Origin of the sequence: Roseitalea porphyridii (genome assembly GCF_004331955.1) — a bacterium.
GTDB lineage: Bacteria > Pseudomonadota > Alphaproteobacteria > Rhizobiales > Rhizobiaceae > Roseitalea > Roseitalea porphyridii.
Genome location: NZ_CP036532.1, coordinates 788,067 through 806,697, shown reverse-complemented (window position 1 = coordinate 806,697; position 18,631 = coordinate 788,067). Strand labels below are relative to the sequence as shown.

Annotated in this window: 20 protein-coding genes; 15 read left to right on the top strand and 5 right to left on the bottom strand. The window is 55.0% G+C overall.

What is annotated here, in order from left to right:
- Nucleotides 1–50 precede the first annotated feature (50 nt).
- The gene (locus E0E05_RS03785; RefSeq protein ID WP_131615511.1) at nucleotides 51–263 is read left to right on the top strand and encodes a hypothetical protein; all 213 of its coding nucleotides are present in this window, start codon (nucleotides 51–53) and stop codon (nucleotides 261–263) included.
- On the opposite strand, the gene E0E05_RS03780 is transcribed toward E0E05_RS03785, so the two are convergent.
- The 3 genes from E0E05_RS03780 to E0E05_RS03770 are packed head-to-tail and all read right to left on the bottom strand — an operon-like array spanning nucleotide 260 to nucleotide 2,405.
- Nucleotides 260–1,897 carry a type IV secretory system conjugative DNA transfer family protein gene (locus tag E0E05_RS03780; RefSeq protein ID WP_131615510.1) on the bottom strand — a complete coding sequence of 546 codons (1,638 nt, stop codon included), beginning with the start codon at nucleotides 1,895–1,897 and terminating at the stop codon, nucleotides 260–262. The two genes, E0E05_RS03785 and E0E05_RS03780, sit on opposite strands and share 4 nt — an antisense overlap.
- The gene (locus tag E0E05_RS03775) at nucleotides 1,897–2,199 is read right to left on the bottom strand and encodes a hypothetical protein (RefSeq protein ID WP_131615509.1); all 303 of its coding nucleotides are present in this window, start codon (nucleotides 2,197–2,199) and stop codon (nucleotides 1,897–1,899) included. The genes E0E05_RS03780 and E0E05_RS03775 overlap by 1 nt, the downstream gene beginning before the upstream one ends.
- Complete coding sequence (locus E0E05_RS03770) at nucleotides 2,196–2,405, bottom strand: hypothetical protein (RefSeq protein ID WP_131615508.1); 210 nt, start codon at nucleotides 2,403–2,405, stop codon at nucleotides 2,196–2,198. The genes E0E05_RS03775 and E0E05_RS03770 overlap by 4 nt, the downstream gene beginning before the upstream one ends.
- Nucleotides 2,406–3,034: 629 nt before the next feature.
- Between E0E05_RS03770 and E0E05_RS03765 the strand changes: the two genes are divergently transcribed.
- On the top strand, nucleotides 3,035–3,886 hold the full coding sequence (locus E0E05_RS03765; RefSeq protein WP_131615507.1) for a hypothetical protein: 852 nt from the start codon (nucleotides 3,035–3,037) through the stop codon (nucleotides 3,884–3,886).
- Between the two features lie 97 nt (nucleotides 3,887–3,983).
- The gene (locus E0E05_RS03760) at nucleotides 3,984–4,676 is read left to right on the top strand and encodes an ankyrin repeat domain-containing protein (RefSeq protein WP_131615506.1); all 693 of its coding nucleotides are present in this window, start codon (nucleotides 3,984–3,986) and stop codon (nucleotides 4,674–4,676) included.
- Here the strand turns inward: E0E05_RS03760 and E0E05_RS03755 are convergent.
- Nucleotides 4,651–5,241: a recombinase family protein gene (locus E0E05_RS03755; RefSeq protein WP_192900434.1), complete on the bottom strand. Its 591-nt coding sequence runs from the start codon at nucleotides 5,239–5,241 to the stop codon at nucleotides 4,651–4,653. The two genes, E0E05_RS03760 and E0E05_RS03755, sit on opposite strands and share 26 nt — an antisense overlap.
- 330 nt (nucleotides 5,242–5,571) lie before the next feature.
- Between E0E05_RS03755 and E0E05_RS03750 the strand changes: the two genes are divergently transcribed.
- Genes E0E05_RS03750 through E0E05_RS03725 form a run of 6 tightly spaced genes read left to right on the top strand, consistent with a single transcriptional unit; the run spans nucleotide 5,572 to nucleotide 8,487 of the window.
- The gene (locus tag E0E05_RS03750) at nucleotides 5,572–6,060 is read left to right on the top strand and encodes a hypothetical protein (protein ID WP_131615505.1); all 489 of its coding nucleotides are present in this window, start codon (nucleotides 5,572–5,574) and stop codon (nucleotides 6,058–6,060) included.
- A gap of 46 nt (nucleotides 6,061–6,106) precedes the next feature.
- Entirely contained in the window at nucleotides 6,107–6,502 is a 396-nt protein-coding gene (locus tag E0E05_RS03745) for a hypothetical protein (RefSeq protein ID WP_131615504.1), read from the top strand.
- A gap of 22 nt (nucleotides 6,503–6,524) precedes the next feature.
- Nucleotides 6,525–7,331 carry a hypothetical protein gene (locus E0E05_RS03740; protein ID WP_131615503.1) on the top strand — a complete coding sequence of 269 codons (807 nt, stop codon included), beginning with the start codon at nucleotides 6,525–6,527 and terminating at the stop codon, nucleotides 7,329–7,331.
- Complete coding sequence (locus E0E05_RS03735) at nucleotides 7,331–7,588, top strand: hypothetical protein (RefSeq protein ID WP_131615502.1); 258 nt, start codon at nucleotides 7,331–7,333, stop codon at nucleotides 7,586–7,588. Before E0E05_RS03740 ends, E0E05_RS03735 begins: the two co-directional genes overlap by 1 nt.
- A gap of 33 nt (nucleotides 7,589–7,621) precedes the next feature.
- Nucleotides 7,622–8,143: a hypothetical protein gene (locus E0E05_RS03730; protein ID WP_131615501.1), complete on the top strand. Its 522-nt coding sequence runs from the start codon at nucleotides 7,622–7,624 to the stop codon at nucleotides 8,141–8,143.
- The gene (locus E0E05_RS03725; protein ID WP_131615500.1) at nucleotides 8,140–8,487 is read left to right on the top strand and encodes a hypothetical protein; all 348 of its coding nucleotides are present in this window, start codon (nucleotides 8,140–8,142) and stop codon (nucleotides 8,485–8,487) included. The genes E0E05_RS03730 and E0E05_RS03725 overlap by 4 nt, the downstream gene beginning before the upstream one ends.
- A gap of 763 nt (nucleotides 8,488–9,250) precedes the next feature.
- Here E0E05_RS03725 and E0E05_RS03720 read toward each other — a convergent pair.
- A complete protein-coding gene (locus tag E0E05_RS03720) occupies nucleotides 9,251–10,126 on the bottom strand; it encodes a hypothetical protein (protein WP_131615499.1) in 876 nt (291 codons plus the stop codon).
- A 230-nt stretch (nucleotides 10,127–10,356) separates the two neighbouring features.
- On the opposite strand from E0E05_RS03720, the gene E0E05_RS03715 reads away from it, so the two are divergent.
- The 6 genes from E0E05_RS03715 to E0E05_RS03690 are packed head-to-tail and all read left to right on the top strand — an operon-like array spanning nucleotide 10,357 to nucleotide 18,628.
- Nucleotides 10,357–10,542, top strand: coding sequence for a hypothetical protein (locus tag E0E05_RS03715; protein WP_046281673.1), 186 nt, complete (start codon nucleotides 10,357–10,359; stop codon nucleotides 10,540–10,542).
- Between the two features lie 27 nt (nucleotides 10,543–10,569).
- Nucleotides 10,570–13,332, top strand: a complete 2,763-nt coding sequence (locus E0E05_RS03710) for a class I SAM-dependent DNA methyltransferase (protein ID WP_131615498.1) — start codon at nucleotides 10,570–10,572, stop codon at nucleotides 13,330–13,332.
- Nucleotides 13,329–14,183, top strand: coding sequence for a hypothetical protein (locus E0E05_RS03705; RefSeq protein WP_131615497.1), 855 nt, complete (start codon nucleotides 13,329–13,331; stop codon nucleotides 14,181–14,183). The genes E0E05_RS03710 and E0E05_RS03705 overlap by 4 nt, the downstream gene beginning before the upstream one ends.
- On the top strand, nucleotides 14,183–15,361 hold the full coding sequence (locus E0E05_RS03700) for a hypothetical protein (protein WP_131615496.1): 1,179 nt from the start codon (nucleotides 14,183–14,185) through the stop codon (nucleotides 15,359–15,361). Before E0E05_RS03705 ends, E0E05_RS03700 begins: the two co-directional genes overlap by 1 nt.
- Nucleotides 15,358–17,430 carry a pseudomurein-binding repeat-containing protein gene (locus E0E05_RS03695; RefSeq protein WP_131615495.1) on the top strand — a complete coding sequence of 691 codons (2,073 nt, stop codon included), beginning with the start codon at nucleotides 15,358–15,360 and terminating at the stop codon, nucleotides 17,428–17,430. Before E0E05_RS03700 ends, E0E05_RS03695 begins: the two co-directional genes overlap by 4 nt.
- A complete protein-coding gene (locus E0E05_RS03690; RefSeq protein ID WP_131615494.1) occupies nucleotides 17,423–18,628 on the top strand; it encodes a GIY-YIG nuclease family protein in 1,206 nt (401 codons plus the stop codon). The genes E0E05_RS03695 and E0E05_RS03690 overlap by 8 nt, the downstream gene beginning before the upstream one ends.
- Nucleotides 18,629–18,631 lie beyond the last annotated feature (3 nt).

The window sequence follows — 18,631 nt, the reverse complement described above, 5'->3', positions numbered from 1 at the left end:
GCGTGAAAAATTTTAGATACATCGATGATGTCGAATCCTGGCTTGAGCCGATGAGCTATCTTGAGTTCTGGACCGCGATTGCGCCCTTCAATCTGGTCCTGCAGGATCGCGCGCATTGCGATGCGCAAATCCGTTCCGGCGAAGTCGATGAAGACACCGTGCTGGCCGTGCTGAAACATATGACGCGTGTTGAACTGAGGGAGCGCCACGGGTTGAAGTGGAGGCCGGTGACGCCGTGGCTGAAAGTTGTCTCTAACCATTAACCCGCATCCTCTTCCCGGAAGAAGCGGACCCATTCGCACTTCCCGTTCTTGGGGAGGGCGTTGATGGCGCCGTATGGCCCGACAAACGTGCAGCGCGTGTAATAGCGCGGCACCGACAGATCGTACGGGCTTCCGTTGTCGCGGAACGAGTAGGACCAGATGACGTGCGGCAGGCCGATGAACTGGTAGAACAGGTATGCGGCGACCGGCACGACAACCCACACGAAGAAACGCAAGCTGCGGAATAGAGCGATCATGATTGGTCCTCCGCAGGTTGGTGCCAGCATGTTCTGGCGAACGGTGTGGCAGTGAACGAAGCCCACCCCAGAGAGGAGCAATATTTGCTGGTCTTTCGGGAGCGCGAGCAGTTCATCGGCGGGGAACATCCGCTCCCGGCCGGTCTGGTGGGTTCGCGTTAGGTCAAGCTTCTCGAAGCTCTCTGCTTGGGTGAAATTGACATTGTCGACTTCACCGAGCGCCTTTGACAGCCGTTCGGCCTCTTCGAAATTCGCCAGCTTCAGAAACTGTTTGTGACAATTATCTTCCAGCGTCGCGATCAGCTTCTCGCCGTTCTGGCGCTGCATGTCGGCGCGCGACTGGGCGATATAGATGACGCGCAATTTGTAAGCGCGGAAGATCGTGACTTTTTCGATCAGATCCCTGGCGGGCGTGTTCGCCGCTTCATCGAGAATGATGTCCGTGCGCCCACATGTCCCTGAGAGCTGGGCGCTCAGAAACGCGTTGAAGTGAAGGCCGTAATAGGTGCCGAGCCGCGCGGCATTCTTCTGGTTCTGTACGAGGCAAACGATGTAACTCTCGCGAAGCAGCTCGGCATGGGTGATATCGGCATCGCGCCCGGCCTCGTGCATCGGCCCGCCGACTTGAAAGATGCGGAGGGCAGAGAGCGCGGCCAAATAGTGCTGGCTGTAATGCTCAGGGTCGTTGTCGCGCAGTTCCCGGACCTGCTTGGCGCGCGAGCGGGTCAGTTCGTCGCCTTCTTCGGCCTCGATATCGACGGCGGGATTCCACACGTCCGGGTCGCCAAGAAATGCAGCAAGGCCACCTGGCGTGCACAGTCGCGAGTTGTGCGAAAGAAGGGTAAGGATGGCGAGTTCGATGATCTCGCGCGGCGTCTGCCGGAAGTAATAGTTCTTGTCCTCGCCTCCCTCCGGTTCCTTGATAAAGGTGTGCGAGGCGGTTTCGACTTCCAGGGCAAGGTCCGGAGCCCTTCGCTCATAGGCGTCGATGAGGTTGCCGAGCGGATTGATGCTGATCCGGTAGGGGCAATCCGCTCCCATGACGAAACTGTCGTCGATGACCGCGAACTTGCGTCCGTACTTGACGCACATATTGGCGATCTGGAATGCGATCTCGCCCGACTTCACATCATTGATGACGATGGCCCGGCGATGATCGGCAAGCATGGCTTGGACTGCGGGCACCGCAACACAGGTTGTCTTGCCGCCACCCGAAGCGGCGTAAACGATCCAGGAGGTCGTGCTGTCAGGTTCGAATATCGGCTTGCCGAGTTTGAGGCTCAGGCCGATAACCCGTCTGATCTGACTTTGTATCTTCCTGCGCTGCTTGCGGTTGTCAGCAGCTCGCCGGAAATATTTCTCGAACAACCGGCGCATCACAACATCCCCGCTTGTTCGAGGTCGTCGTCACCGGCGAGCTTTGCGGATTTGGGCTGACGGCCACGCCTGGAGAAATTCCGGATGGCGCTTTCGATGGCGAGCAGTTTGACAAGCGTGACAATGGCCCCGCCCGTTACGGCAAGCGCTGAAAGCGCGATCATGATGCTCAGCAGGCCGAAGCCCCAATAATTGATGCCGGTCGGCCAGATCAGCCAGGCGATGAACCCGAAGCAAATCCCATAGGCGAACTTCAGGTTGATCGTGGCGATGGCACCGGTGGAACGATGGAACGGCGTCATGGCGACACCTTCCGGCACCAGACCTGCCCGGACGCATCCTGTCGGCAGTCCACAGTGAAGCGGGCAGGAATATCATCCGCCATCGCTGCGAAGACCGCCATGATCGGTTCATTGGTGGTCAGGAGTGCAAGGGTGGCAACGACGCCGATAAAGACGGCTAAAACGAGCGTGGCAGCTTTGCTCAGAATCGAGATCAGCTTCTTCATGACAATGGTTCCTCGGTTTTGGACGCACCTTTCCCGTTCGCCCCGGCGAAGGGCCGGGACGTTGCAGGAAGTGACAAAGGTTTGGGTTCTCAAGCGGCGCTAGTGATCGCTGCACCCATCAGGCCAGGTATATCGGGCCGAGTGGAATGCAGCGGCACCGCCGGGTAAATGGCTTTGCCACCACGAACCTGCCCCACGGACTTCCGCAAAAAGGGCATTCGGGATGTGGCGTCCAGAACGGATCGCCGCTAATGATGAATGGGTCACGCATCGGTCAGTCTCCAATTGATCCTGTGTGGCATCCGGCTTTCCAGAGCCGGGCAGATGCCGTCCGGGCTCTGCAAAGCCCGGACGGCGGGTTGCTTCCTTACTTGCCAGCCTTCTTGAAGGCTGACTGGTAAGTCGCGTTGCCATTGGGGTTCGGGCGCAGGCCGTTTCCGGCATCCCTGCGGCCTTGCTCAGCGTCTTTGTTGGACATCGTTTTTCCTTTCAGTTCTTGGCCAAACCATTCGACCAAGCCCTGAAATACTGCATTCTCACTCACCAACTGAGCGGGATTTCGTCCCATTTGGTGAGTGCATCGGATTTCCCATCCGGCGTTTTCTGCCTAGACTTCTCCAATGACCGCAATGAAGGACATTCTGCGAGAACGGGTTCAGCGTGAGGTTGAAATCCTCCTGCTCAAACAGCGCTGGACAAGCTGGGAACTTGCCAAGCGTATCGCGGCCGCAAGATCAGTAAACGCACCCCGTCGTGCGAACGGGCAAAAAATATCTGCCAAAGCTATTGACAATCTACGTAACGGCAAAAACTGCCACGAGAATACAATCTTTCAAATTGCAGAGTTCATTGCGCAAGCTTCACCCTTTGGGATGAATATATTTTTCGTAGACGAGAACTTAGTGGAATGCGCGAAATCCTATATGTCCATCATGAAACGCAGACACACAGATCCAGGGACGATGAAATCGTTCTCAGGATGTTACTCATTAGCATCGGAAGATAACAGATCGATATTATGTGATTTGTTGCTGGATTATGTTCCTGAACACAATGTCCATCTTATGAGGGCAGTTTTATCTTTTAGTTATTCGTTTGAATATCAAAGATTCTTCTTTGATGGATTTGCCATACCGACAAATGGCCAACTCCAACTCCATATGCGAAATCTTGAAAACGGAGTTACGATTGCGATGCAATTCAGAGCAATCGACAATCGTTTGCGTGAACCTAAGAAGTGGTCACACTTGAACTTCTCAGAAGAAGCAGGCCTCGGTACGATCGATTTTGATAGCGACGTTGCTTTTGAAAAACTGGTCCGTTTTGAAAAATGGCTTTTTAAGAACTGGTCAAAAGGGCGCAGACCAGACAGAGAGATGATGGCTAGAGATAAACCAAACGATACTGGAGTAGTTATTTATAAGAATCATAATTATGACGAAAAATACTTGGATTTATTTGACAAAGGATATAATATATAGATGTATAATTCAGCTATAAATGACGGGTTATTATCGGCCGGTAGGCTGGACAAACAGCCACCTTACAGGTCGAGAAGACTCGTAGAATTCATATTCGATGGACAAGAAGGAAAACCTTAGCAAAGCACAAATGGCCGCCTACCGCCTAAATTTGGCTATCTTCGAAAAAAAATGGAATTTGGCGTGGCAGATTCTCGGCGGTGAAATCGATCTTTCCGGAGAGCGACTGGATTTTTCGCCGCTTCATGCAGTTGCGGTTCTTCCGGAAGGCCAAGTTGAGATATCATCTGAGCATTTGAAACTCGCGGAAGAACTGTTCAGGCGCGGCAGCAACCATATGGCAGTGCGGGATAGCTGGTTGAGAACGCCTTGGGATATCGCCTTCCAAAATGACAACCAAGCGGTCCAGAAGCTTATTCGCCGGCTTAAGGACGAGGAAGTTCTTGAAATCGAAATTTCAGAGCGTGATCCCGCGGAAATAATATCGTTGAGCCTGCAAAACAACATCGAAGGCGTAGAGGCCCTTCTGCAAGATAATCCATCTGCTTTGAACTATCAGGACAAGCGGACTGGCGTAACTCCATTGATGGCCGCTTCGGGCAGCGGTCTTAAACGTCTGACCGAGTTCCTTCTTCGACAGGAGGGGATAGACACTGGAATAACTGACTTTACCGGAAAGACGGCCATGGAACACGGACGGCACTTTCCCGACATAGTCGCTAGCATAATGTCCGTGAGGCATCCCCATATGAAATGGAAGGAGCCTAAGTCAGGTCCCGTGCCCGACTGACCTTCACATTTCGCCGTGCGTTCAGCGCCCTGCTGAGCGTAACAGGCGCAACCCCGAAATCTCTTGCCATACCAATAATCGTATCGCTCTGGTTTTCCAGCCGTTTGGCTGCGAGACAAACCTGAACAGCTGTCAGCTTGCGGGGTCTGCCGATATGTTTTCCGCGACGTCTGGCGGCAGCCATTCCCGCCTTTGTCCGCTCGCGGATTTGCTCGCGCTCGAATTCCGCGAAGACGGCAAGCTGGCCATAGACCATCCGTCCGACCGACGTCGTCGTGTCGATGCCCTGCGTCACGGATATGAAATCAACCTGTCGCTCTCTCAGATCATCGAGGAGCTGAAGCAGGTGCACGGTGGACCGGCCGAGACGATCGAGTTTCCAGACGACCAGCGTATCGCCGGACTGTAAGCCACCGAGAACCTGGTCCAGACCTTTGCGGCAAACTCGTGCGCCGGAAATGCCGTGATCGCCATAGATCAGGTCGCAGCCACTGGCCTGCAAAGCATCCATTTGCAGCGCTTCGGTTTGATCGTCATCGGACACCCGCACATAGCCAATCCTCATGGGAAGATTGTGCGTGGGCCGGATGCGGGCCGCAACGGGAAATAAAACGTTGCTATTTCAGGTGGTTGGTGCATGGCAAACGCTCCGGCTGGTCGCTGACAAAAGGGGTCCCTTTTGAGCATCCGGCGGAAAGCCGCGCTGGCCGGTCGTTTCGCCTATCGAATCAGGGAAGCGAATAAAAATCAACACGAAAACTTGGTTTATGGCAATATATCAAAAGGAACCCCTATTGTTATCTTGTAGTCCAATGAATTAAATGGCGCAGAAACAATAGACTATCGCATCCCCGACGCCGGTTGCTCTTGCATCAGAAACGGGAGACCACCGGATATGTCTAACGATCACCTGGATTTACTACGGGGACTGAACGGCGATCCCTATGCCACGTCAGGCCTGGGGCAGCTGGGCCGTGCCGAGTACCAAAGGCAACGGCGCCTGAAGGACGAGCGAAAAAGACCGGCGACTGCGGCTGGGGAGCCTCATCCGCTTGGCGCCGGTTACAGACCGTTTCGCACGACCGAAAAGCTGATCGAGAACATGCCGGCGGCTGTCATTCTCCTGTTCTCCTGCCTTGGAGCGATTATCGCGATGGCGGCGCTCCATATCGGTTTCCCCGCGATCGCCACTGACATTCTCGCGTTCAATGCGGGCTGGCTGGCGTGGCTCGCCTTTCCGGCGGCGGCCATTGGCGGCTTTTTCGCCGGTCACGTCGCGCTGGCAGGGCTCATCTATGCCATCGACTGGCTTTTGCAGGCCGCCATGGCTGCCGCCTTCGCCGGAGCCTTCTTCGGCCTGATCTATCTGTTGTTCGTCAGGTAGCCCGAACGGTTTCACATCACCCCAAAATCTCAAAGGAGAAAGCAGCATGTCCTCGCTGAAACGCATACTCGCGGTCGCATTTGCGGCGTTGATCTCTCTCATCACGGTACAGGCCGGAGCACAGGAACCGGAGTTCCGGTACTTCACATGGCTCGAGGACGTTCTGAATAAAATCGAAAACGGGGAGGATGTGCGCGGCTACAAACTGTGCGCAACCGAAGAATGGAGCCCGCTCTACTCCGCCAAGCCCGATGTGGTCAAAGGCTTTGGCGTCGTGTTCTCCCAATCAGCGGCCGAGGCTCTCCTTGCTGTCGGTACTCTTTGCGAACTGGCTGCTCTGGAGTGGACGGAGGGAGAGCAGCGCAAAGAAAGCGAGAAGGCCCTAAAGGGTGCCACGATGGCGGATGAGTTTCAGCCCATCCCCTCGCTCAACAAAGAGTAGCCGGGAAGCAGGGAGGCGACGAATGTTGCTGGCGACGCTCCGATCCGCATCAATCGCCATGGCGCTGTTCGCCATGGCGACCTGCGTATGGGCCGAGGAAACTGTTCCGCTCGACCGGATTCATGGCCACGCGATTTTCACTGGGGAACAATCCATCACCTATTTCATGGACCTCTATGAGCAGCCGGTTTGTGTCTCAACGTATTGGAGCGAAGCCATTCTTCGTTCTTACAGGCTGCAATCGGAAGCGATCCCGTATGACACGTTGGCGCAGGGTATGCAGCGATTGTCGGAAGGGGAGTGTACCGCGATTGCCGTTCCCTATCAGGATATCGGCAAGATTGGTCCGTCCGTTCCAGACGGTTGGCACGCCATCGTGAAAGGCGCCGGCCGCAACTCCCCGACCGTACGAAAGGTTGAAGCAGAAATTCGACGCAAGTGCGAAAATCTGGACGTATTCGATTGCGACTGCGTCGCCGGGCAGTTTCTCGACTATGTGGAGGAACACCACCCTGAAATTAACGGCGACGGTTATGTCGGTTCGGTGAACCAGTTGAATAGGATTTTTGAAGAGCCGATGCCCGCTCAATGCGTGAACAGGGAGGTAGCGATCGCGGAAGGCGTGCCCGAGTGCGTTACGGAGTCGAAGATTTTCGATAAGATGACCGCGGATGACGCGACGACGTTTTGCACTTGTCTGGCTGACCATGCCGTGGACCTGTTTCAGGAAAAGATATCTTCGCCGGGCGGAATTTATGCGGCAATCAAAAACGGCGGTGTTTTCGGCTCATTCCTTGATGCAAAGAAAGACGAGGCCCTGTGCCGATAATGCCTGAACGAAAGATCATTGACGGACGGCTTCACGAGAAGCGCATCACCCCCTGCTTCGTATGTGACGGAGCGGGGGAGTACGACGTTCACGGCACGATGCCGATGAAACCCTGCGAGGAATGCGGCGGCACCGGGCACGACCCCGAGGGTCCCTTTGTCGTGTGGGGCGCGATCGAGCGTGTTCCTGCTCGAAAGAGCCCGCTTTATGAGCGTCTGAAAGCTATGCGAGATGAGAAAAGCGGCTATGAAGAATGAAGGACGAAGCGCCCTGAACGAATATGGCGCGGCATGCAGGGCATGGTGATGGTGGAAGCCCTGGAGCCTGAAAACGCCGGGCTTGAGCGACTGTCGACAGAACCTTCGAGAAAAAGGATTGCTTCCTGTCCAAGGAAATCACATCATGTACCATGGAAAATAAATACGCTGACAGAGTGTGTAATGACAAAACGAAATACTTTAATTCTATCAATTTTAGGTTCTATATTCCTGCTCGCGGGGTGCATCACAGATACGCAACCTTTTCCTGATGGTTCAAAACCCTTACTGGATCGTTGGACTGCCTGTGTGTTTACTGATTTCTTCGAAACGAATGGGGGAGAAACGGTTATTCCAAATGATGCGCTAGATGCATCATTTGATCGATGCTCTGACCACGAAATGGCGTTTTCGACATTTGTGTATAATGAATCGTTCAAGGGAAAAGACGGTATCCGCACAAAACAAAGGAAGGCGACCGCTGAATTGGCTGTAAAAGAAGGAAAGAAGATCATCAGGCAAGGTGTGTTTAGGGTGATTGGAGCGGCGCAATGAAACGATATTTGCAGGCCGGTTCGGTGTCACTAGCCCTCATTTTCTCCAGCGCCGCGACCCCGGCGCAAGCCGAAGACTACGGATTTGTCAGAACGCTAATGAAGTATTTGGAAACAACTGTTTCTGATATCTCTGAGGCGCTGATTGAAAAAATGGGCAAAGGCCGCCCGCGCGCTGCGCCGGGTATTGTCCCCGGCTTCAATCCTACGCCTATCCCCAGGATCGAAAATATAGCATCTGAAATCGCCGCTGTGACCGGAGGTTCCGCCGGGTTCTATTCTGGTGGAAGTTTTAAGCCGCCAAACCCGAAACTTCCTGACGATGGAGCGGGGCTCCCCAACTGAGTCGCTGACCGAAGTTCGAAACTGCAGCTTCGTTTCGTAGCCGGAACGCGATCGAGCGTGTTCCTGTTCGAAAAGCCCGCTCTATGAAAGTTTGAAAGCGATACGGGCCAAAGCACGGGAAATATGAAAGCGAAACCTAAGCCGGAGCGCGACTGGCAGGACATGGCATTCAGCTGTCTGTTTGTGCTGAGAATGAGCCCGGAGCAGGTTGCGGCGATACTGGAGCCTGGCAGACCAGAAATGCAGACGGTCATGAGTCTCTACCTGCGCGAACGTGCCGCTTATGCCCGTCGCCATGTCCTCATCAGGAGCATGGCCGGAAAACCGAAATGTTGATTGTCTGATCTGCTCGTGAACCTCATTCCGAATTCGCCAGATCAACTTCAAAAGAGCGATGTATTACCCGAACTGCCGTTATCGCGGTTCGCAAGATGTGTGCGGTAATACCACACCATCTTGGCAAGGGAGACGCTGGCGCTCTCCCGTTGCATCCCTCAAGCCGTGGCGGGACCCGGCATCGAGCCTTTCCCGCCATCCAATCGTATCGCCGATTGATCACTCGCAGGGAGATTTCGCTCCTCCCTGCACCCATGCGATCAGGGGGCTATCGCGCCGCCCTGAACCCACTCGCAGTCGTTTGGCCGCTGCACCACCAGTCAGTACGCTTCCAGGCTCCCCGACATCCCATGGCAAAGAGGTCTACTTGATCCCAGTCTTTCCGAATACAACTCGTAATGGTTTGAATACTGGCCGAGCCCGCGACCTATTCCGCTTCAGCCACTGTGTTGTCGGCGCGCAGCACTCCCGCTTCGATAAGCGCGCGGCGATAAAGTGCGATGAACTGGCTGACCAGTCCCCAATGCTTGATGGCCGGTTCGGCACCGATTAGCACGGCGAGCGTCCACAAGAGATCGTGATAGGTCTGCTTGAATTCGTCAATGAGGTCGACCAACCGGTCTGCCATTTCCAGCGACCCTGCATCACTTGCGTAAAGTAGCTTGTTACGAAAATCAGCACGCTCCAGAAGAAACGCTTTCAGCGTTTTCTTTTGCTGCCTTTCGACCAAGCCGGTAAATTCTTTCAGCAGGGTCTCGACGATTTTTTCATCGGGAATGTCATCTCGGGAAATCGAAACTGCAAGTGGATTATGCCGGATAAGCTCTTCTCCCTTGCCATCGATGATGGCCAGCTTGATCTCCTTGCCATCGATCACTGGCATTGCGGTCCAGTTCAAAACATCCTCCAGTCCTTCCATCGTAAAGCCGTGCGCCAGCATGTCACCTAGGATAAAGCGGAACTGAGCCAGGGTCGGATAGAAGGACAGTTTCACGACGTGGTTTTTGAACTTGCGAACGAAGTCCCTGTGTTCAGGAAACCGGTCCTCATTCAGCTTCAGCCACTCAAAAATCGCTACGACTAGTTCCTCTTCCGCCGCAATCAGCCGAATTGCCCCCATTTCCTCATCGAGGTCGATTAGCATCGTTGCGCGAACATAGTGATCGAGCGCTTTGGCAACCCGCGTCGTCACCTTCCGGGGTGCGTGTTCGAAAATGAACGACACCACATCCTCGCCGGCGATATCGGAAAAGGGTGCGATATCAATTGTTTTCATCTCATACTCGACAGTCTGTTCTTTCACGATCGTCATTCCACAATGGAGGATATATTATTTCATGATTCCCACGATACTTGCTCTGAACATCGTCAATTGCTTCGAAATGGAGCTTAAGCACAGACGGACTAAGCGTCGGCAGGGCAGGTTTCTTGCCATAAACACGACCAAGGAGAATAGCGCGAATCTGTGAGCAGACGTTGAGAGGCTCTAAATTCAAACTAGGAAAATGTGTAACCGATGGTTACACTGCCCGGATGTCGGAAAAAGACGCCGGGATGCGCATCCGTGTGGAGCGCACCCTACGAGAAGAGTTCCTGAAAGCGTGTCGCGCGCAGGACCTGCCCGCAGCCCAGGTCATCCGTGCGTTCATGAGGGAATATGTAAAAAAGCAGCAAAACGGGCAGGCGCAGCGCGACGAGGAGAGCGAAACGCAGCGTTAGCACCAAAGAGGTCTGTTAGGAGTAGGTATGAACGCGGTCGAAATCGAGGAGGCGATATCAGCATTGGCCCAGCAGCCGTTCGACCCGGCTGAGTTTCCTTACGCATTCCTCGAGGCCTTTGGCAACAAGCCGACCACCATCAAGCGCCTTCGCACTGGTGCATCGAACAAGTCTGACCTGGGCGGTGTCCTCCAAACCAGCAACATCCATATCAAGGTATGTCCCGAAGGCGAGGTGACGAGTACAGTCACAGCCCTGAAAGCCAGCCCCGCCACGGCGCGCGCCAAGGCCAAGTTCGTGCTGGCGACCGACGGAAACGAATTCCAGGCGGAGGATCTGAATAGCGGCGAGGTCGTCGTCTGCGACTATCCTGATTTCCCCGACCATTTCGGTTTCTTCCTACCGCTGGCCGGCATCACTACTGTCAAGCAGGTCCGCGAAAGCGCCTTCGACATCAAGGCGACCGGGCGGCTCAACCGGCTTTATGTCGAGCTGCTCAAGGACAATCCCGATTGGGCCAGCGCTGCCCGTCGGCCGGACATGAACCATTTCATGGCACGGCTCATCTTCTGCTTCTTCGCCGAAGATACCGACATCTTCAACGGTGAAGGGCTGTTTACACGCACGCTGGAGCAATACACGGATCGCGATGCCTCCAACACGGATTTCGTGATCTCGGAAATCTTCCGGGCGATGAACACGAAATCCGAGCATCGGAAAGCGAGCAGCTTCCGCCCTTGGGCGGACCAGTTTCCATACGTCAACGGCGGGCTGTTTTCCGGGTCGGTGGAGGTGCCGCGTTTTTCGAGAATCGCGCGTTCCTATCTCATCCATATCGGCAATCTCGACTGGAAGAAGATCAACCCGGACATCTTTGGTTCGATGATCCAGGCTGTCGCCGATGATGAGGAGCGCGGCGCGCTCGGGATGCACTACACGTCTGTGCCCAACATCCTGAAGGTGCTCAATCCACTTTTTCTCGATGATCTGCGGGAAAATCTCGAAGAGGCCAGCGACAACCCACGCAAGCTCCTGAATCTCAGAAACCGAATGGCGAAGATCAGGGTTTTCGACCCGGCCTGCGGATCGGGAAATTTCCTCGTCATCGCCTACAAGGAAATGCGCAGCATAGAAGCCGAGATCAACCGCCGGCGCGGAGAGGACGACCGCAAGTCCGATATCCCGCTGACCAATTTCCGCGGCATAGAGCTGCGTGATTTCCCGGCGGAGATCGCGCGGCTGGCGCTCATCATCGCGGAATATCAGTGCGACGTTCTCTATCGCGGCCAGAAGGAAGCCCTGCGGGACTTCCTGCCGCTCGATGCGATGAACTGGATCACCTGTGGCAACGCCCTGCGGCTGGACTGGCTAAGCATTTGCCCACCCACAGGTACGGGCGTGAAGCACCACGCCGATGACCTGTTTCACACGCCGATCGATCAGGCGCAAATCGACTTCGAAAACGAGGGCGGAGAAACTTACATCTGCGGAAATCCGCCCTTTACCGGTACTCGCAGGCAAACTGACGATCAAAAGGAAGATCTGCATGCCGTATTTTCTCGCTACACAAACAAATGGAAGAACGTTGATTACGTGGGAGCGTGGCTTGTAAAAGCCGCTCAGTACAATAGCCATTGTCGTGCGCCGTTCGCTTTTGTCGCGACCAACAGTCTTTGTCAGGGACAGCAAGTCCCGATTACTTGGAAAATACTGACAGATTTGGGTTTTAGAATACGCTTTGCGTACAGGTCATTCATTTGGTCTAACCTGGCAAGGAACCGCGCAGGTGTAACCGTGATAATTGTCGGCCTTGACGCGAACGATGCCGGTGACCGCTACTTGATAGAAGGAGATAGCAGGCGAGCGGTTGGTAATATCAATCCCTATTTGACCGAGCACAAAATAGACATTGTTCCGGCATCGCGTAATCCGATATTTATTGAGGAGGCGATGGATTACGGTGTCTATTATTCTAAATCGGCGGGCCTAATCTTGACGCCGGGCGAAGTGCGTAGGCTATTGGCTGATGGATTCCCTATTCAGTTGCTGAAGCGGTTTCTGGGCTCGACAGAGTTCATCAACGGCGTGGAGAGGTATTGCCTTTGGCTGGAGGATTCCGATCTGGACGTTGCCAATCAGTTTCCCGAAGTCAGTCAGCGCATTGAATCAGTTCGCAACGATCGACTAGCGACCAAAGATTCTGCGGTAAACAAACTAGCCGCCAAACCACATCAATTTCGTGAGCGTAAGGGTGAGGAGCATAGAAAAATCCTCATACCTATCGTGTCGTCAGAAAACCGCGAGTATCTGCCTATCGGTCTAGTGGACGAGCGCACAATACCAACAAATAAGACATTCTTTATGCGGGATGCACCGCTATGGTGCTTAGCTATCTTGTCTTCTAGGCTTCATTTATCGTGGATTGCAGCGATTTGTGGGCGTCTACGATCCGATTATTCGTACTCAAACACACTTGGATGGAATACATTTCCCGTCCCTCGGCTAACGGAGAAAAATAAGGCTGATCTAATTTATAGTGCGAAAGAATTATTACTTATTCGTGAATTATATTTTCCAGCTACTATTGCTGAATTGTACGAAGTTTCTAACGGCATGTCGAAAATGCCGGACGATCTGCGCTCTGCGCATGACCGTAACGATGAGGTGCTGGAGCGCATCTATATCGGTCGGCGGTTCAAGAATGATACCGAGCGGCTGGAAAAGCTCTTCGAGCTCTACACTAAAATGACTGCGGCCAAGCCGGCAAAACAAAAGGCAGGCGCGGCATGAGCGAATTCAACCGCATGACCGTCGTCGCCGCAGCTGAGGTGATTTCCGCGTTCAGTTCGCACAGTGACATGGAAATCCTCGAAGTGGAGTGGGAGCTTGCCGGCCGCTATGCAACGGGCAGCAAATCTGCGCGCGTGGCGGGTCTCGCAAAGTTCGCTATTGAGGAGAACGGAGAAGTTGTCACCGAGTCCGGCCGCGTTGGCCTTGCAAGGGCGCTGGTCGAAAGAGCAATCACGGCACCGCCAGGCGTAAAGAGTTCCGATAACTGGAGAAGGCTTGTGGCTGGCCTTCGATTCGACGGATTTGAAATTGCTGAGACACAGACCGAGATTGACGCCGATCACCCTTGGGGAAGTCCGCAGGTAGAAACCTCGGTTCAGCTTGTGCGCATGCTCCCCTCCGATGTGCCGGGACTGGAGTTTCGCGAAGCTGAAAGCGAAATCGAACAGCTTCTGGACCGGCATGGGTTCACCGTTGCCAAGGGACACCTCAAGCAGGCGGTTTCGGCTTTCAGCAGAGGCGAATGGGCATCGGCAAATGGTGCCCTGCGCAATCTCTATGAGAGCTACTTGAACGAAATCGCCGACCGGCTTGGCTATACAGGTACAGGCGACAGCAAAGCCAAGCGTGACTTTCTCGGCGCTCTTCAGCCGCCATTCCTTCTGGCTGATTATAACGAATGGAATGCGAACAATCAGAAGCCGCAGTTTGTCCAGGGACTGATGAGCCGGATGCATCCGCATGGCGGGCATCCCGGGCTTTCTGAAGAAGAAGACGCGACCTTCCGCCTTCAGATCAATCTGGTGACAGCACGCCTGTTTCTGCGCCGCTTTGACCAAAGGAGTGGGTGATGGCAAAGGCGGCGAATTTCACACAAGGAGGCGATGCGCAGGCGATCCAAAGAATCGCCAATAGCTATTACGGAAGCTATCGCAACATGTTCGAGGTGCATGGTTGGGACGCCCCGGGCAACAAGATGATGATATCGGCACCGGGGCTGATTGTCCGCGATTATGGCAGCATCCAGCGATTTGAGGAGCTGCACGCGCCCGGTGAGCTGATGTCGCCGATGGAGGCGATTTATAGCGATCCGCCGAATGTCTGGTTGACAAGCTTCTACGGCTTCCGGCCAGAGGAGTGGGGATTGCTGGGCTTTGCCGACGAGGGCCGCCGGAAAAGCTTTCTCGATGGCAGCAGGCCCGGCGTGCTGGTTGTCGTATACGGAGCTGGAAAGGCGTCGAAAGACGATCTCGGCCAGGTGATCGGCATACAGCAATGTTCTCACCGGCTTGGCCATACCCGCCAGTTCATGGCGCCCCATGAATGGGATGCCAAGGAGCGCGATCCCGAGCGAACCGGCAAATGGAACTTTGCCGTGAAGGCAACGCGCGCCTGGCGCGTGACGCCGGAAAGCCGGATGGATGTGCGTGAGTTTGCCCCCAAGGCAACCTCTTCCGGGGCTTGGCAGCATATCGGGGCGCGCGGGGTAAGGCTCTCGCGTCAGGAGGCGCTCAATATCCTGAACCTCGATCTTCAGGAGGTCGATGTCTACGGAGAAAACCCCATCATCGGCTCAACGCCGGGAACCGCGAAGGAAATCCTCGCGCCGAGCAAGGCCGGCCCTGTCTCCCAGAATCCCTTTGTCACACGCGAGTCTGAAGGCCCCAAGCATCTTTACGTTCTCACGCTGCGCGGTGATGCCGATGTCTTTCTGGGCGAACCGGCCCGGGGCCGGATGATCGTAAAGGCAGGGTTTTCCAAAAGCCCACAGACGCGCTGTGATGATCACAATCGCGCCCTGCCGCGCGGCGCGTACCGGTGGGAAGTACTCTATTCGGGCGTTTTGTCTGGCTTTGACCCGCATCCCAGTTCCAACCATGCGAAAGCCGGCGAGCGTGCCATGCAGGAAGTTCTTTGCCGACAGCCGGCAGGCGCTTCACTGGGCGGTGAATTTTTCCTGGCCGGTCCGGATCTGATCGATGAGGCCTGGCAGAAAGGTAATTTAACAGCGAAAGACCATAAGCAATGAAGGCAAAATCTGTTCCATCCGTATCCGTTACCTATGCCCAGAACGGCAGCTCAACCAGGTCCAACGAGTTTGGCATGCGCCCGATGCAAGAGCGCGCCTATGAGAAACGGGGGGAGCAGTATCTTCTTATCAAATCGCCGCCGGCCAGCGGCAAGAGCCGGGCGCTCATGTTCATCGCGCTCGACAAGCTCAACAATCAGGGCCTGCGCCAGGCGATCATTGTCGTTCCGGAAAAATCCATCGGCTCAAGTTTCCATGATGAGCCGCTGAGCAAACACGGTTTCTGGGCCGACTGGACCGTCGAGCCGAAATGGAACCTCTGCAATGCGCCGGGATCGGACAATGGCGGCAAGGTCAGTTCGGTCGGCACTTTCCTTACCAGTGATGACAGTGTGCTGGTGTGCACTCACGCCACCTTCCGCTTTGCCGTGGACAAGTTTGGCGTAGATGCCTTCGACGACCGGCTGATCGCGGTGGACGAGTTCCATCACGTCTCGGCTAATCCTGACAACAAGCTAGGCACCCATCTGGGAGAGTTCATTGCCCGGGACATGGTGCATATCGTCGCCATGACCGGATCGTACTTCCGTGGCGATGCCGAGCCGGTGTTAATGCCCCATGACGAGGCACGCTTCGATACGGTTACCTACACATATTATGAGCAGCTCAACGGCTACAAATATCTCAAGTCACTTGATATCGGCTATTTCTTCTATTCCGGGGCCTACTCGGACGACATCCTGAGCGTTCTTGATCCATCCGAAAAGACCATCATTCACATTCCATCGGTTAATTCGCGCGAAAGCACAAAGGACAAGATCAGGGAAGTCGAACACATCATCGAGGAGCTGGGCGAGTGGCAGGGCACCGACCCGGCGACGGGCTTCCAGCTGGTAGAGGCAGCGGACGGGCGCACCTTAAGGATCGCCGATCTGGTCGATGATGATCCAGCCAAACGCGACAGGGTGTCAGCGGCACTAAAAGATGCCAGTCAGAAGAATAACCGCGATCATGTGGACATCATCATTGCTCTGGGCATGGCCAAAGAGGGGTTTGACTGGATCTGGTGCGAACATGCGCTCACCGTCGGTTACCGCTCCAGCCTGACCGAAATTGTGCAAATCATCGGCCGCGCGACGCGTGACGCGCCCGGCAAGACACGTGCCCGTTTCACCAATCTAATCGCCGAACCGGATGCATCAGAAGAGGCTGTTACGGAAGCCGTGAACGACACACTGAAAGCGATCGCAGCCAGCCTGCTGATGGAACAGGTGTTGGCGCCGCGATTCAATTTCGTTCCCAAGAACCCAAACAGCGGACCGATTGAGGGGTTCGACTATGGCGAGGGAGGCTATGATTCCAACGCCTGCAATGTCGGCTTCGATGAAGACAGCGGGCAGTTCCAGATTGAAATCAAGGGTCTTGCCGAACCGAAGAGCAAGGAAGCGGCGCGTATCTGTCAGGAAGACCTCAACGAGGTGATCGCTGCTTTCGTTCAGGATAAGCAGGCATTGGAACGCGGCCTGTTTGACAGCGAACACTCCGGCGGTGAGACCCTGCCTGAAGAATTGACCCAGGTACGCCTGGGCAAGATCATTAAAGACAAGTACCCCGAATTAGATGATGAGGATCAGGAAGCCGTGCGCCAGCACGCCATTGCGGCCCTCAGCTTGACGCAGAAAGCCAAGGAAATCGCACTTGGCAGTGACGGAAACGAGGGTGAAAAGAGCGCCAACACCGCTTTTGTCGATGGCGTGCGCAAGTTCGCCATGGATGTGCGCGAACTGGATATTGACCTGATTGATCGTATCAACCCGTTCAGCGAGGCTTATGCCATCCTCGCCAAGACCATGAGCGAAGAGAGCCTAAAACAGGTGGCGGCAATTATCTCTGCCAAGAAGGTGCAGCTGACACCGGAAGAAGCTCGCGATCTGGCAAGGCGCGCGCTCAAATTCAAGCAGGAGCGCGGGCGGCTTCCTTCAATCACGTCCCCCGATGCCTGGGAAAAGCGCATGGCCGAAGGCGTTACCTTTCTTGCCCGAATGAAGGCGGAGGCCGCGAATGGCTAGGGAATTTACGCAGGAAGATGATGAACTGCTGAGTGAACTTGGCGTTGAGGTCGAGATGAACACGGCCGCCAGGCGCACGCCGCGGGACGAACGCATCATCGCCGGCTTTGAGGATATTCAGCGCTTCGTCGAGGAGCATGGCCGCACCCCGCAGCATGGTGAAGACCGGGACATTTTTGAGCGGCTGTATGCTGTTCGGCTGGACCGGCTCCGGGAGCAGGAAGACTGCCGCCAACTGCTTGAGCCCCTTGACCTTCAAGGGATCCTTGGCGGACAGGCAATCACCACCACCCCGCTTACAGACGCGATGGATGATGATGCGCTCCTAGCCGAACTTGGCGTGGAAGCGGAAATGGCGCCGATCACGGAGCTTCGCCATGTTCGTTCGAATGCAGAAAAGCAAGCTGCCGATGATATCGCCAATCGCGAACGCTGCGAGGATTTTCCGATATTCAAGCCGCTTTTCGAGCAGGTGCAGAAAGACCTTGATATGGGCGTACGCACGACGCGGCGTTTTGTCAAAGATGCCGGTTTTCTCAAGGCGGAGATCACGGCCGGCCAGTTTTTCATTCTGGGCGGCCAGACTGCATACGTCGCGGACGTGGGAGAATCCTTCAAGGCACCGAACGGGGAAACCGATGCGCGCCTTCGCGTAATTTATTCCAACGCTACCGAGAGCAACCTGCTCCTGCGCTCGCTCCAGCGGGCGCTCTACAAGGACGAGGCGGGACGCCGCATTACTGATCCCGTGGCAGGGCCGTTATTTGCTGGTGAGACTACAGAAGGCGATAATGCCAGCGGAACTATCTATGTCCTGCGCAGCAAATCCGATCATCCGCTTGTGGCTGAAAACCGCGATGTCCTGCACAAGATCGGCGTGACGGGCGGCAGCGTCGAACGACGCATTGCGAATGCCAAGCTTGATGCTACATTTTTGCTGGCTGATGTCGAAATCGTCGCGACCTATGAACTCTACAACATCAACCGCACCAGACTGGAGAACCTGCTGCACCGTGTCTTCGGCCCGGCGCGGCTTGATATCGAGATCAAGGACCGCTTCGGTAATCCGGTCATTCCGCGCGAATGGTTCCTGGTTCCGCTGTTTGTGATCGATGAAGTAGTCGAAAAGATCAAGGACGGTACGATCGCCGGCTACGTCTATGACCCAAAGACAGCAGGGCTGAAGCAGGCCGGATAAGCA

What these genes read in the sequence shown, in the direction of transcription:
- E0E05_RS03785 (WP_131615511.1), top strand. Translation starts at nt 51, where the DNA reads ATGAGCTATCTTGAGTTCTGGACCGCGATTGCGCCCTTCAATCTGGTC.
- E0E05_RS03780 (WP_131615510.1), bottom strand. Translation starts at nt 1,897, where the DNA reads ATGCGCCGGTTGTTCGAGAAATATTTCCGGCGAGCTGCTGACAACCGC.
- E0E05_RS03775 (WP_131615509.1), bottom strand. Translation starts at nt 2,199, where the DNA reads ATGACGCCGTTCCATCGTTCCACCGGTGCCATCGCCACGATCAACCTG.
- E0E05_RS03770 (WP_131615508.1), bottom strand. Translation starts at nt 2,405, where the DNA reads ATGAAGAAGCTGATCTCGATTCTGAGCAAAGCTGCCACGCTCGTTTTA.
- E0E05_RS03765 (WP_131615507.1), top strand. Translation starts at nt 3,035, where the DNA reads ATGAAGGACATTCTGCGAGAACGGGTTCAGCGTGAGGTTGAAATCCTC.
- E0E05_RS03760 (WP_131615506.1), top strand. Translation starts at nt 3,984, where the DNA reads ATGGACAAGAAGGAAAACCTTAGCAAAGCACAAATGGCCGCCTACCGC.
- E0E05_RS03755 (WP_192900434.1), bottom strand. Translation starts at nt 5,241, where the DNA reads ATGAGGATTGGCTATGTGCGGGTGTCCGATGACGATCAAACCGAAGCG.
- E0E05_RS03750 (WP_131615505.1), top strand. Translation starts at nt 5,572, where the DNA reads ATGTCTAACGATCACCTGGATTTACTACGGGGACTGAACGGCGATCCC.
- E0E05_RS03745 (WP_131615504.1), top strand. Translation starts at nt 6,107, where the DNA reads ATGTCCTCGCTGAAACGCATACTCGCGGTCGCATTTGCGGCGTTGATC.
- E0E05_RS03740 (WP_131615503.1), top strand. Translation starts at nt 6,525, where the DNA reads ATGTTGCTGGCGACGCTCCGATCCGCATCAATCGCCATGGCGCTGTTC.
- E0E05_RS03735 (WP_131615502.1), top strand. Translation starts at nt 7,331, where the DNA reads ATGCCTGAACGAAAGATCATTGACGGACGGCTTCACGAGAAGCGCATC.
- E0E05_RS03730 (WP_131615501.1), top strand. Translation starts at nt 7,622, where the DNA reads ATGCAGGGCATGGTGATGGTGGAAGCCCTGGAGCCTGAAAACGCCGGG.
- E0E05_RS03725 (WP_131615500.1), top strand. Translation starts at nt 8,140, where the DNA reads ATGAAACGATATTTGCAGGCCGGTTCGGTGTCACTAGCCCTCATTTTC.
- E0E05_RS03715 (WP_046281673.1), top strand. Translation starts at nt 10,357, where the DNA reads ATGTCGGAAAAAGACGCCGGGATGCGCATCCGTGTGGAGCGCACCCTA.
- E0E05_RS03710 (WP_131615498.1), top strand. Translation starts at nt 10,570, where the DNA reads ATGAACGCGGTCGAAATCGAGGAGGCGATATCAGCATTGGCCCAGCAG.
- E0E05_RS03705 (WP_131615497.1), top strand. Translation starts at nt 13,329, where the DNA reads ATGAGCGAATTCAACCGCATGACCGTCGTCGCCGCAGCTGAGGTGATT.
- E0E05_RS03700 (WP_131615496.1), top strand. Translation starts at nt 14,183, where the DNA reads ATGGCAAAGGCGGCGAATTTCACACAAGGAGGCGATGCGCAGGCGATC.
- E0E05_RS03695 (WP_131615495.1), top strand. Translation starts at nt 15,358, where the DNA reads ATGAAGGCAAAATCTGTTCCATCCGTATCCGTTACCTATGCCCAGAAC.
- E0E05_RS03690 (WP_131615494.1), top strand. Translation starts at nt 17,423, where the DNA reads ATGGCTAGGGAATTTACGCAGGAAGATGATGAACTGCTGAGTGAACTT.